10 protein-coding genes are annotated in these 12,526 nt (G+C 65.0%); 2 read left to right on the top strand and 8 right to left on the bottom strand.

Features of this window, described 5'->3' with window-relative positions; all coding sequences use genetic code 11:
• Positions 1-3: 3 nt before the first annotated feature.
• The 5 genes from BTH42_RS25685 to BTH42_RS25665 form a co-directional block, all read right to left on the bottom strand.
• Positions 4-2,934, bottom strand: coding sequence for a molybdopterin-dependent oxidoreductase (locus tag BTH42_RS25685; protein WP_075303983.1), 2,931 nt, complete (start codon positions 2,932-2,934; stop codon positions 4-6).
• 148 nt (positions 2,935-3,082) lie between these two features.
• The gene (locus BTH42_RS25680; protein WP_075303982.1) at positions 3,083-4,081 is read right to left on the bottom strand and encodes an Ldh family oxidoreductase; all 999 of its coding nucleotides are present in this window, start codon (positions 4,079-4,081) and stop codon (positions 3,083-3,085) included.
• A 91-nt stretch (positions 4,082-4,172) separates the two neighbouring features.
• On the bottom strand, positions 4,173-5,543 hold the full coding sequence (gene dctA, locus BTH42_RS25675; RefSeq protein ID WP_075303981.1) for a C4-dicarboxylate transporter DctA: 1,371 nt from the start codon (positions 5,541-5,543) through the stop codon (positions 4,173-4,175).
• A gap of 178 nt (positions 5,544-5,721) precedes the next feature.
• Complete coding sequence (locus tag BTH42_RS25670) at positions 5,722-6,897, bottom strand: UxaA family hydrolase (RefSeq protein WP_075303980.1); 1,176 nt, start codon at positions 6,895-6,897, stop codon at positions 5,722-5,724.
• 130 nt (positions 6,898-7,027) lie between these two features.
• Positions 7,028-7,369 carry a UxaA family hydrolase gene (locus BTH42_RS25665; RefSeq protein ID WP_218642022.1) on the bottom strand — a complete coding sequence of 114 codons (342 nt, stop codon included), beginning with the start codon at positions 7,367-7,369 and terminating at the stop codon, positions 7,028-7,030.
• Between the two features lie 292 nt (positions 7,370-7,661).
• Between BTH42_RS25665 and BTH42_RS25660 the strand changes: the two genes are divergently transcribed.
• Positions 7,662-8,420 carry a GntR family transcriptional regulator gene (locus BTH42_RS25660; RefSeq protein ID WP_075303979.1) on the top strand — a complete coding sequence of 253 codons (759 nt, stop codon included), beginning with the start codon at positions 7,662-7,664 and terminating at the stop codon, positions 8,418-8,420.
• 39 nt (positions 8,421-8,459) lie between these two features.
• Here BTH42_RS25660 and BTH42_RS25655 read toward each other — a convergent pair whose 3' ends face one another.
• Entirely contained in the window at positions 8,460-9,395 is a 936-nt protein-coding gene (locus BTH42_RS25655) for a 2-hydroxyacid dehydrogenase (RefSeq protein ID WP_075303978.1), read from the bottom strand.
• 249 nt (positions 9,396-9,644) lie between these two features.
• On the opposite strand from BTH42_RS25655, the gene BTH42_RS25650 reads away from it, so the two are divergent.
• The gene (locus BTH42_RS25650; protein ID WP_075303977.1) at positions 9,645-11,123 is read left to right on the top strand and encodes a sensor domain-containing diguanylate cyclase; all 1,479 of its coding nucleotides are present in this window, start codon (positions 9,645-9,647) and stop codon (positions 11,121-11,123) included.
• A 7-nt stretch (positions 11,124-11,130) separates the two neighbouring features.
• Here BTH42_RS25650 and BTH42_RS25645 read toward each other — a convergent pair whose 3' ends face one another.
• Together BTH42_RS25645 and BTH42_RS25640 are read right to left on the bottom strand one after the other, a co-directional pair.
• Positions 11,131-11,433, bottom strand: coding sequence for a putative quinol monooxygenase (locus BTH42_RS25645; RefSeq protein WP_075303976.1), 303 nt, complete (start codon positions 11,431-11,433; stop codon positions 11,131-11,133).
• A gap of 87 nt (positions 11,434-11,520) precedes the next feature.
• Complete coding sequence (locus BTH42_RS25640; protein WP_075304025.1) at positions 11,521-12,486, bottom strand: AraC family transcriptional regulator; 966 nt, start codon at positions 12,484-12,486, stop codon at positions 11,521-11,523.
• Between the last annotated feature and the right edge of the window lie 40 nt (positions 12,487-12,526).

Below are 12,526 nucleotides of genomic sequence, written 5' to 3'. Positions count from 1 at the left end.
CGCTCACTTGCGTCGGCCCTCGCCGCGCAAACGCGCGGCGAACTCGCCGCGTCCCGCGAAATAGGTCTGCACGATTCGCGACACCACGCTCTTTTGCGCGACCGATCCCGGCAACTCGGACATCGCCGCGAATTGCGGCAGCGTATGCCGCGCATCGGCTTCGGCCGGATAGATGCGCACCCGCACGTCGTACCACGCGGCCTGGCCCGTCACCGGATCGGAGTTCGACAGCCGCGTCGCCGCTTCGCTGCCCGCCGGCAGTTCATCGGTAATCAGGTGATTGAGCAGGAAGCCGCGCCGCGCTTCGTTCGCGTTCGGGCCGAGATTCCATGCGCCCGCCGCTTTGCCGATCGCGTTCCACGTCCACACCGTTCCCGGCTCGACGGTCTCGCTATAGCGCGCAACGCAGCGCACGCGGCCCCATTGCGACTCGACGTAGATCCAGCCTCCATCGGCGATACCGTCCTGTGCGGCCGTCCGCGGATTCACATAAAGATAGTTCTCCCCATGAATCTGCCGCAGCCACGCATTTTGCGAATCCCACGAGTGATACATCGCCATCGGCCGCTGCGTAACAGCGGCGAGCGGAAACTGCGCGAGATCGGTCGCCGCGCTTTCGAGCGGCGCATACCAGAACGGCAGCGGATCGAAGTAGGTTTCGACGCGTGCGCGCAGATGCTCGGGCGGCTGCCGGCCGCTGCTGCGCCCTTGCGCGGCAAGCCGGAATTTCTGCATTACGTCCGAGTAAAGCTGGATCAGGATCGGTTCGTTGAATTTGCGAAAGCCGTTCTTCACCGCCCAGTCGAGATAGGGGCCATTGCAATTGCGCATGTATTGCAGCGTGTCGGGCAGCCGGTAATGAAATACACAGTTGTTGCTCGCGTACTGCTCCCATTGCTTCGGATTCGGTTCGCCGACCAACGCCTTGTCGCCGTCCTTGCCGCGCCAGCCGATCAGAAAGCCGACGCCGGAACCGGGCGAAGTCGTGTGATTGACGATGAAGTCCGGATAGTCGCGAAAGCGTCGTGCGCCGTCTGCGTTGGTGAAAGCCGGAAACTTCAGCCGCGACGCCAGCTCGATCAGCACTTCCTGGAACGGCTTGCATTCGCCGGTCGGCGGCACGACCGGCACGCGCACCGAATCGACCGGGCCGTCGAATTCGGAGATCGGCCGGTCGAGCATCGACATCGCGTCGTAGCGCTCCAGATAGGTCGTGTCGGGCAGGATCAGATCCGCGAACGCGGTCATCTCCGACTGGAACGCATCGCACACGACCAGAAACGGAATCTTGTACTCGCCGTCCGGATGTTTGTCGGCGAGCATCTCGCGCACCTTCATCGTATTCATCGACGAATTCCACGCCATGTTGGCCATGAAGATCATCAACGTGTCGATCGGATACGGATCGCCGCGCCACGCATTCGTGATCACGCTATGCATCACGCCGTGCACCGCGAGCGGATATTCCCACGAGAACGCCTTGTCGATCCGCACCGGGCCGCCGTGTTCGTCGATGAACAGATCTTCCGGCGCGGCCGGCCAGCCGAGCGGACCGGTCGCGAGCGGCGTGTTCGGTTTGACCGCGTCGGGACTGTTCGGCGGTTTCGCGGACGGCGGCACCGCGCGCGGAAACGGCGACTTGTGACGAAAGCCGCCGGGCCGGTCGATCGTGCCGAGCAGCGACATCAGCACGGCCAGCGCGCGAATCGACTGGAAGCCGTTCGAATGCGCGGCGAGTCCGCGCATCGCATGAAACGCGATCGGGTTGCCGGTGACCGTCTCATGAGTTTCGCCCCACGCGTCGGTCCAGCGGATCGGCAGCGTAATGCGATGCCGTCGGCTCGTGTCGATCATTTCGGCGGCGAGGCGGCGTATCGTGCCGGCGGCGATACCGGTGATCCCCGCGGCCCATTCCGGCGTGCATTCCGCCACCCGCTCGCGCAGCAACGCGAACGACGGCGCGACCGGTTTGCCGTTTTCGAGCGTATAGCGACCGTCGAGCGCGGGCGTCACACCCGGCGCATGATGCGGGACCGCGCGCGCGGTTTGCGGATCCCACCACAAGTGATTTTGCGGAAACAGCGGATTGCCGGCCGCTCTCGCCGGATCTTGCACGAATAGACCGAAGTTCTCGCTGCTGTCGTCGAGATCGATCAGCTCGGCCGCGTTCGTAAAGCGCTGCACGAATTCGTGATCCCATGCGTCGGCGGCAATCAGCTCGTGCAGGAAGGCCATGAACAGTGCGCCATCGGTGCCGGGCTTGATCGGCACCCATTCGTCGGCGATCGCCGCGTAACCGGTGCGAATTGGATTGATCGCGATAAAGCGGCCGCCCGCGCGCTTGAACTTTGCAATCGCGATCTTCAGCGGATTCGAATGATGATCTTCAGCGGTGCCGATCATGAAGAACAGCTTCGCGCTGTCCAGGTCCGGCCCGCCGAATTCCCAGAACGAACCGCCGATCGTGTAGATCATCCCGGCGGCCATGTTCGCGGAACAGAAACCGCCGTGCGCCGCATAGTTAGGGGTACCGAACTGCTTCGCGAACAGGCCGGTCAGCGCCTGCATCTGGTCGCGGCCGGTGAACAGCGCGAACTTCTTCGGGTCGGTCGCGCGAATTTTAGCCAGACGCTTTTCCAGCACGTCGAACGCCTGCTCCCACGTGACCGGTTCGAACTGCGCGCTGCCGCGCTCGGCGCCGGCCTTGCGCATCAACGGCTGGGTCAGCCGCGCGGGCGAGTACTGCTTCATGATCCCCGACGCGCCCTTCGCGCAGATCACCCCCTGATTCAGCGGATGTTCGGGATTGCCGTCGATATAACGCACCTCGCCGTCGCGCAGATGCACGCGGATGCCGCAACGGCACGCGCACATGTAGCAGGTGGTGGTCTTGACGTCGAGGCGTTCGTTCTGCGTGCGGGCGTGATGCTCCATACGGAATCTCCATCGCGGTGGCCGGTGAGCGCGAAGCGCTCGTCAGACGATGCTGTTCATCGTATGCGCGTCGGCGTCACAAGGGAAATCGCGATTTGCGACGGAAACTATCTGGTGCACCGATAGTTTCCGTTTCGCTTTCGGTTCGTCAGCCGCGCCCTTGCAGTTGCGCAATCAGTGCATCCGGAATCTCGACGCCTTCCTGATCCGCTGCCGCCGCCAGACGCTCGCGGCGATCGCCGGGCAAACGCACGTCGTCGTCGAGCAGCATCATTTCGATCAACGCGTCGACGCGCGACAGATACGCGTCGTCGCCGGCCAGCGCGCCCGGATCGATGGTCCAGAACAGATGGCCGATGCGCGAGCGCTCGCCCTCCTCGGTCAGGAACGAACCGGCCTCATAGCCGAAGTTCGCGCCGGTCAGCGCGGCGGCCAGCAGTTCGACCACCAGCGCGAGCATCGCCCCTTTGGCGCCGCCGAACGGCAGCATCATGCCGTCGAGCGCGGCGCGCGCGTCGGTGGTCGGCAGGCCGTCGCGGGTGGTCGCCCAGCCTTCGGGAATCGGTTTGCCGTCGCGCGCGGCGATCGCGATCTTGCCGCGCGCGATCTGCGACAGCGCGAGGTCGATCACCAGCGGCGCGCCGTGGCGGCGCGGAAACACCGCGGCGATCGGATTGGTCCCGAACAGCGCGCGGCGGCCGCCCCACGCGGGCATCGCGGCCGGCGAATTGCTGAACGCGAGCGCGACGAGGCCCGCTTCGCCGAGCGCGGCCAGGTGCGCCGCGCCGACGCCGAAATGATGGCTGCGGCAGATGCCCGCGACCGCGCTGCCGTATTGCCGCGCCCGTTCGGCGAGTGTCGCGATCGCGAGATCGCAGGCCGGGTATGCGAGACCGTCGGCGCCGTCGATCAACACGGTCGCGCCGCGATCCGCGACGATCGCCGGGTGCGCGGCGGGATCGACGCGGCCGTTGCGCAACTGCGCGCAGTACATCGGCAGGCGCGACACGCCGTGCGATGACAGACCGCGCACGTCGGCATAGACGAGCGCGCGGGCGGTCGATGCGGCGGTTGCCGGCAGCGCGCCCGCGCGTTGCAGCGCATCGATCGCAAGCGTGTTGAGCGCGTCGGGAAACAAACGGGCCATCTGGACTTCCTTGTGGTTGTTGTCGTCAGCGCATCACTGTGTCATTGGCGGCGGCAAGCGGCAAGCATCCAGTCCGGCGCCGCGCGCCTGTTCACTTCGCCGCTTTATTCAACAGCCCCGGCGCGCCGGCCAGCTCATGCTCCGCGGGCTCCGGCTGCCCCGCTTGCGACGGCTGCGGCTTGTGGGACGACTGCGGCTTCGCCTGCGCCTGCAGTTCGCGTGGCTGTGCGAGGAATTCGCGCGCCGCGCGGGCATCGAACGCGCCCTCCCAGCGCGCGACCACCAGCGTGGCGACCACATTGCCGATCATATTGGTCAGCGCGCGAATCTCGTTGAGCACCCGGTCGACGCCGAGAATCAGCGTGATGCCCGCGACCGGAATGATGTTGTGGGTCGACAGCGTCGCGGTCAACGCGACCAGCGCCGCGCCCGCCACGCCCGCGCCGCCCTTCGATGTCAGCATCAGGATCGCCAGCAGTCCCAACTGTTGCCACAGCGTCAGATGGATGTTGGTCGCCTGGGCGATGAAGAGCGAGGTCATCGTCAGATAGATCGCCGCGCCGTCGAGATTGAACGAATAGCCGGTCGGCAACACGAGCCCGACGATCGCGCGCGGACAGCCCATCCGTTCGAGCTTTTCCATCAGACGCGGCAGCACCGATTCGGTGGTCGACGTGCCGAGCACGATCAGCAGTTCCTCGCGGAAGTACTTCAGCAGCGGCCACAGCCCGACGCCCGCCCAGCGCGCGGCCGCGCCGAGCACGATCGCGATGAACAGGATGCTGGTGATGTAGAAGCACAGGATCAGCAAGCCCAGTTGCTGCAGCGTGCCGATCCCGTACTTGCCGACCGTGAACGCGATCGCGCCGAACGCACCCAAGGGTGCGAGCCGCATGATCATCTCGACGATCCGCATCAGCGCATCGCCGAACTGCTCGATGCTGCGCATCAGGAGCCGGCTGCGCTGCGACATGATCGACAACGCGATCCCGAACAGCACCGAGAACAGCAGCACCTGCAACAGGTCGCCGCGCGCGAACGCGCCGACCACCGAGTTCGGCACGATCATGTCGATGAAGCTAGACGACGCCGAATGCGCGGTCGCGACGTAATGGGTGACCGCCTGCGCGTCGAGCGACGCGGGATCGATATTGAGCCCGGCGCCCGGCCGCAGCACGTTGGCGACCACCAGACCGAGCACCAGCGCGATCGTCGTGACGACCTCGAAGTACAGCAGCGTCTTGAAGCCGACCCGGCCCACCTGCTTGAGGCTTTCCATTCGCGCGATGCCGACGGAAACCGTGCAGAAGATCACCAGCGTGATCAGCATCTTGATCAGACGGATGAAGGTGTCGCCGAGGGGTTTCATCTGCACCCCGAACGAAGGTGCGAAATGACCGACGATAATGCCAGCCGCAAGTCCGATCAGGACCTGCACATAGAGATGTTTGAGCACGCGCAAGATGGTGTCTCCTCCACTCGCTGCTGCCAGATATCGAGCCGGCGCCACTGCCGCCTGAGCTGCCGGTCACGTGGGGCATGTCCGCCCTTCTGCGTGCCGGCATGCGCCGGGAATGTGGGGCCGCTCCGCGCGAACCGCGCTGGCCGCGCGGCTCGCCGGAGCGGTACAGCCGCGCGCGTCAGGCGCTTTCGAACAGACGCGTCAGCACGAACTCGCGATGCCCGAGCGCTTCGGCCGACGTGAAGCGGCCGTTGACCGTCGCCATCATGCATTCGAGCAGTTTGTCGCCGCTCTGGTCGAGGTTCTGTTCGCGCTGCAGGATGCCGGTCACGTCGACGTCGATATGCTCGCCCATCGTGCGGACCGTGCGCGGATTCGCGCAGATCTTGATGACCGGCACGATCGGATTGCCGATCACGTTGCCCTGCCCGGTCGGGAAGAAATGCACGACGAAACCGGACGCCGCGCACAACGTCACCATCTCCGCGGCCGCCGACGACGAGTCCATGAACCACAGGCCCGCATGGGTCGGTTCCTCGGCTTTGTCGAGCACGCCGTCGACCATGCACTTCTTGCCGATCTTCTGGATGTTGCCGAGCGCCTTTTCCTCGATCGTGGTCAGCCCGCCGGCGATATTGCCCTTGGTCGGCTGCGACTCCGACAGGTCGTCGGTTTTCCAGCGGTTGATCATCTCCTGATAGCGGTTGAACATGAACTGGAAGCGCTCGCGCACGCCGTCATTCGCGCAGCGTGCGGCGACGATCTGCTCGCCGCCGGTCAGCTCCGAGGTTTCGCCGAACACGAGCGTGGTGCCGAGCCCATAGAGCTTGTCGAACGCATTGCCGACCGTCGGATTGGCGCCGCAGCCCGAGGTGGTGTCGGATTCGCCGCACTTGGTCGATACCCATAGCTCCGAAATCGAGCATTCCTCACGATCGAGCGAAGTCGCGTACTGGACCATTTCCTTCGCGGCCTTCGACGCGCGCAGGATCGTGTCGTGATCGCCGTGCAGTTCGATGCCGAAGCCCATTACCGGCTTGCCGGTTTTCGCAATGCCGTCGACCACGCGCTTGGTCCAGCCCTCCTCGATGCCGATCACGATCACCGCGGCCACGTTCGGATTGCTGCCCGCGCCGATCAGCGTGCGGAAATGCAGGTCGAGGTCGGCGCCGAACTGCAGCCGCCCATACGGGTGCGGCAGCGCCATCGTCCCTTTGATGTTGTGCTCGACCGCCTGCGCGGCGGCATTGGACAGATCGTCGACCGGCAGGATGATCACGTGGTTGCGTACGCCGACGCGGCCATTGTCGCGACGATAGCCGCGGAAAGTCGTACCCAGGTCAATCACGCTCATGGTGTCTCTCTCGTTCGAATTGGTGCAAGTGAGGGGCGGCTCGAGGCCGTAAAGCGGGCTGCGGGAAACCGACCGGCGCTGCGCTGACTGCGCGGAGAATGCGCTGAAACGCGCGCGCCGCGGCCGGTCCTTACCAGCGCTTGGTCTTGATGTTGTGCACGTGCGCGTGCTCGCCGGCCTTGATCGGCGCGACCACCTTGCCGATGTCGACGCCGTACTTGAACACCGTGTCGCCGACGGCCATTTCCTTCAGCGCGACTTTGTGACCGATCGGAATGTCCTGCTTCGCCTGCACGGTGACGACCTCGTCGTCGTCCATGATCCATGCGTTGAGCAGCGTGCCCGCCTTGATGCCCTCGACGACCGCCACGCCGACCGTGTCCTTCGCCTCGTGCAGCACGATGTGAATCGTTCTGCGCTCCGCGGACGCGCCCGCTGCGGGGTTATTGATGTCTGCCGTGGGATTGCTCATTAGCGTCTCCGTTCATGGTTTGAATGCGGTGTGAGGGCCGCCGGGGCAGCGCAGCCAGGTGCGCCGCGGTGAACTGATAGTAGGCGCCGTTTTCTTCGATGTCAACTAGGTCATCTATATGTGTTAGAAGAGTCTGATGAATGGCCGAATGATCCGGTTGCCGCCGGCGGCACGTTGCAGTTGCGCGCCGGCCACCTATGATTCATCCAGATGTACCAGATGACCTGGTCGTTTAGAATCGGGTCGGGTTCAATCCAGCGAGCGGCACGACTCGCATCTTCGGGAGGTTTTCATGAGCACGCTCGCCATCAATGGGCCCGCGCTGGGCGGCACGCGATACAAGGAAGTGAAGAGCGCGATTCTCGCGGCGCTCGCCGACGGCGAATGGAAAGGCGGCGAATGCATTCCTTCGGAAAAACGCCTCGCCGAACGCTTCGGCGTGTCGATCGGCACGCTGCGCAAAGCGATCGACGAACTGTGCGCGGAGAACATCCTGATCCGTCATCAGGGTCTGGGCACCTTCGTCGCGATGCATCAGCGCGACCGCCACTTCTTCCGTTTTTTCCGCGTGGTGCGGCGCGACGGCGACAAGGCTTATCCGGTCGTCACGCTGATCGAGTTCAGGAAGGCGCGCGCGTCGCGCGAGGTGGCGGCCGTGCTCGGTATCGAGACCGGCGCGCGGGTGCTGCAGTTCGTCAACGGTCTCGCGCTGCACGGCAAGACCGTGCTGATCGAACACATCACGGTGCCCGAAGCGCTGTTTGCGGGACTGACCGAAAGCAAGCTGCGCAACCGGCCGAATACGCTGTACAACTTCTACCAGGACGGTTTCGGCATCAACGTGGTCGATACCGACGAGCGCGTGAGCGTCGCGCTCGCCAATCCGCTCGAAAGCGAGCAGCTCGGTGTCGAAGTCGGCGCGCCGCTGCTGGAGATTCGCCGGATCGCGTATTCGTATCATCGCAGCACGGTCGAACTGCGGATTTCCCGGCTCAATACCGAGGAGTACGAATATATCGGCACGCGCGCGACGCGCGACGACGACAAGTAAGCTGCGCGAAAGCCCAGGCTCCGCTCGCCGGGGCTGGCTTCAGATCGGCGTCAGCACCGGCTCGCCGGCAAAATGGCGCCGCGCGTTTTCGAGGAAGTTATCGACCGACGCGGTGATCGCCTCCGGCGAGCGGCCGCCGATGTGCGGCGTCAGCACCACGTTGCGCAGTCCGACGAGCGCCGTCGGTGCGTCGGGCTCGCCTTCGTAGACGTCGAGCGCGGCGCCCGCCAGCGTTTGCCCCGCTAGTGCGCGAGCCAGCGCGGCGGTATCCACCACACTGCCGCGCGATACGTTGACGAGAAAGCCTTGCGGCCCGAGCGCCGCCAGCACCTGTTCGTCGATCAGATGACGGGTGGCCGCGCCGCCGGGCGTCGCGATCACGAGAAAGTCGCTCCATTGCGCAAGCGCGACGACGCTGTCGAAATAACGCAGCGACCGCGCATCCGCGCGCGGCTGGCGGTTGTGATAGCCGACCTCCATGTCGAAGCCGGCCGCGCGCCGCGCGAGCTTCGCGCCGATCTGGCCGAGTCCGACGATACCGAGGCGCCGCTTCGACACGCCCGGCAGCATCGGCAGATGATCGCGCCATGCACCTTCGCGGGTCGCGCGGTCGAGTTGCGGCACGTCGCGCACCACCGCGAGCAGCAACGCGAACGCGTGATCGGCGACGCAATCCGCGTTGGTGCCCGCACCATTGGCGAGCACGATGCCGCGCGAGCGCGCGTGATCGAGCGCGAGGTTTTCGTAGCCGGCGCCCAGCGCGCTGACCAGTTCGAGTTGCGGCATGCGGTCGATATCGGCGGCCGCGAGTCCCGTCGTGCCGTTGGTCAGCACCGCGCGGATCGTCGCGCCGTGGCTCGCGAGCGCGGCTTCACGGCGGGTGGGATCGGGGGCGTAGATGACGTCGAACGCGGCGTCGATGCTCGCGCGGCTCGCGTCGCTCAACTGGATCAGCACCAGTAACGATGGTTTCATGACGGCGTTTTCCCGGTAATTGGAGAAACGGAGTGCGGACCATGCGCTTAGGAACGCATGGCGATCGAGTGTAGCAAGGGCCGCTCGCGCACGCAGAACACCGACGCGGAGCACCCGCGCCGCCGCCCGGCTAAGCGAGGCGATCGCGGCGTAGGCACATCGGCGAAAAAGCCACACGCCATCGGTTCGCCAGTTCCGGCCAGCGTCTGGCCGACATAAAATAGCCGCACTTCCGATCCCGAGAACCCCATGCTGGATATCCTGAAGAGCGGCGCCGCGCCGATCAACGACGACTCCGGAATGTTCGAGCTCGCGCCCGTGTCGCTATGGCTCGAGGATTTCAGCGGCGTGCGCGCGCTGTTCGACGCGTGGCGCGCCGCCGGCGTGACCGACCTGCGCGCGCATTTCGCCGAAGATCCACGCCGCGTGGCCGAATGCGCGCATCGCATCCGCGTGATCAAGGTGAATCGCCAGACGCTCGCGCAGTTCGAGGCCGCCGATTTCAACGCGCTGACGACCAACCTCGCGTCGGTGTTTCGCGACGACATGCTGAAGACGCATCTCGAGGAACTCTGCCAGTTGTGGGCCGGGCAATTGCACTTCTCGAGCCACACGGTCAACTACACGCTCGGCGGCCGGCGGCTCGACGTGCTGCTCAAGGGCTCGGTGCTGCCCGGTCACGAGGAGCGCTGGGATCGCGTGCTGGTGTCGACCGAAGACATTACCGAACTCGAAAGCGCGCGGCGCCGCGTCACGCTCGCCGAGCAATACGCGCGCGGACTGTTCGAATATTCGCCGGTGTCGCTGTGGGTCGAGGATTTCAGCGCGGTCAAACGCCTGCTCGACGGTGCGCGCGCGGCCGGCATCAACGATTTCCGCGTGTTTACCGACGTCCACCCGGAATTCGTCGAACGCTGCATGGCGGAAATTCACGTGCTCGACGTAAACCAGCACACGCTGGAGATGTTCGCCGCGAAAGACAAGAAGACGCTGCTCTCGCGCGTGGCCGACGTGTTCCGCGACGACATGCGCGCGCATTTCCGCGAGCAGCTGATCGATCTGTGGGACAACAAACTATTCCAGCAACGCGAGGTGCTGAACTATTCGCTCGACGGCAGCGAGGTGCACGTGCACCTGCAATTCTCGGTGCTGCCCGGCCACGAAGACACCTGGGGTCTCGTGCTGGTCGCGCTGACCGACATCACCGCGCGCAAGAAGGCCGAGGCGTACCTCGAATTCCTCGGCAAGCACGACGTGCTGACCAAGCTGCGCAACCGCTCGTTCTACGTGGACGAACTGAACCGGCTCGAACGCAAGGGGCCGTGGCCGGTGACGATCATCATGGCCGACCTGAACGGTTTGAAACGCGTGAACGATCAACTGGGCCACGCGGCCGGCGACGCGCTGCTGCGCCGCGCCGGCGAAGTCCTCGCGAAGGCGACGGAAGCGCCGTTCCACGCGGCGCGGATCGGCGGCGACGAATTCGCGATCCTGATGCCCGACACCGACGAGCGCGGCGGCGCGGCGATGATCGACGCGATTCGTCAGTTGGTGGAACTGAACAATCAGTTCTATCCGGGCTCGCCGCTGAGCTTCTCGATGGGCGCTGCCACCTGTCAGCGCGGCGACCGGCTCGAAGCGGGCGTGCAACGCGCGGATCTGTTGATGTACGACGAGAAGCGCGCGCACTACGACGACCAGCGTGGGATCGGCGCGGCTGGCGCGTAAGCGGCCTTCAGCCGGGCAGTTTCGCCGCCAGCACGTCCAGCTTGACGATGTTCGGCGGCGTTGCCAGCAGGTCGCCGGCCTTCGCCATCAAGGCCGCCGCGACCTTGCCCTGCAGATGCGCGTCGCGGCCGGCTTCGTCGTCGAACGTGTCGAAAATGGCGTAGATCGACGGTTCGAGCATCAAAGCGAACCACGTAACGGTGGCCGGTTCCTGTTCGACCAGCGGCAGAGCGCCGAGCAAAAACGTTTCGACCTCTTTTTCCTTGCCGGGTTTGGCTTCCAGACGGACATACAGAGCGGGCTTGGCCATGATGCGACTCCTGGTGAGTGAAGCAGCGGGCAACGCTCAAAAAGTATAGGCCGGCACGAATGGAACACCTGGGCGCTTGCGGCTGCGTCAGACCGCAGTAACGTAACGCGGCACCGGCTTGACCGGACGCGGCGGCGCATCGTGAGCGACGCGCATCCGTTTGACTTCGTCGCCGGGACTCAGGCCGAACAGCCGCTTGAATTCGCGGCTGAATTGCGACGCGCTTTCATAGCCGACGCGCGCGGCGGCCGCGCCCGCGTTCAGGCCGTCCTGCACCATCAACAGCCGCGCGTGATGCAGGCGTGTGGTCTTCACGTATTGCATCGGCGAGGTGGTGGTCACCGCCTTGAACTGCGCATGAAACACCGCGAGGCTCATGCCGGCTTCGGCCGCGAGCGTATCGACGTCGAGCGAGCCGTGGTAATCCGCATGGATGCGGCGCAACGCCTTCGCGATCCGGCCGAAGTGATTCTGATGCGTGAGGGCCGCGCGAATCGCGTTGCCCTGCTCGCCGGTCAGCACCCGATAACAGATTTCGCGCACGATGCCCGGCGCCAGAATGCGCGCGTCGAGCGGCGCGGCGAGTGCTTCCATCAGACGCTGCACCGCGTTGCTGAGCGCGGGATCGAGCGGCGTCGAATAGATCCCGACCGGCTCGTGCTGCGCGATGCCCTGGCTTTCGTTGAGGGTCATCAGCAGTTCGGCGACCATGGTCAGATCGACGCGCACGGAGATGCCGAGGAACGGCTCCTGCTCGCTGGCCTCGGTCTCGCATTCGAACGGCAGCGGCACGGACAATACCAGGTACTGCTGCGCGTCGTAGCTGAACACCTGATCGCCGAGATAACCGCGTTTGCGTCCCTGGCAGACGATCACGATGCACGGCTCGTACATCACCGGCATGCGCGGCATCGGCCGGTTCGCGCGCATCAGGTTCACGCCCTCGACGCTCGAATGCGTGATGCCGGCATTGGGCGCGAGCAGATCGAACAGTTCGAGTACGCGCCGGTGCGCGGGGTCGTTTGTAATGGGAACGACAGCTTCAGTGACCATGACGATATAGTGACGGGCGAGAGAATAATGCTTGAAATTT

Origin of the sequence: Burkholderia sp. SRS-W-2-2016 (assembly GCF_001931485.1) — a bacterium.
Classification (GTDB): Bacteria; Pseudomonadota; Gammaproteobacteria; order Burkholderiales; family Burkholderiaceae; genus Paraburkholderia.
This window is presented reverse-complemented; position numbering and strand designations above follow the sequence as displayed.

Excerpts from the sequence above, each read along its gene's own strand:
- BTH42_RS25685 (WP_075303983.1), bottom strand. The coding sequence starts at position 2,934 with ATGGAGCATCACGCCCGCACGCAGAACGAACGCCTCGACGTCAAGACC.
- BTH42_RS25680 (WP_075303982.1), bottom strand. The coding sequence starts at position 4,081 with ATGGCCCGTTTGTTTCCCGACGCGCTCAACACGCTTGCGATCGATGCG.
- BTH42_RS25670 (WP_075303980.1), bottom strand. The coding sequence starts at position 6,897 with ATGAGCGTGATTGACCTGGGTACGACTTTCCGCGGCTATCGTCGCGAC.
- BTH42_RS25665 (WP_218642022.1), bottom strand. The coding sequence starts at position 7,369 with ATGAGCAATCCCACGGCAGACATCAATAACCCCGCAGCGGGCGCGTCC.
- BTH42_RS25660 (WP_075303979.1), top strand. The coding sequence starts at position 7,662 with ATGAGCACGCTCGCCATCAATGGGCCCGCGCTGGGCGGCACGCGATAC.
- BTH42_RS25655 (WP_075303978.1), bottom strand. The coding sequence starts at position 9,395 with ATGAAACCATCGTTACTGGTGCTGATCCAGTTGAGCGACGCGAGCCGC.
- BTH42_RS25650 (WP_075303977.1), top strand. The coding sequence starts at position 9,645 with ATGCTGGATATCCTGAAGAGCGGCGCCGCGCCGATCAACGACGACTCC.
- BTH42_RS25645 (WP_075303976.1), bottom strand. The coding sequence starts at position 11,433 with ATGGCCAAGCCCGCTCTGTATGTCCGTCTGGAAGCCAAACCCGGCAAG.
- BTH42_RS25640 (WP_075304025.1), bottom strand. The coding sequence starts at position 12,486 with ATGGTCACTGAAGCTGTCGTTCCCATTACAAACGACCCCGCGCACCGG.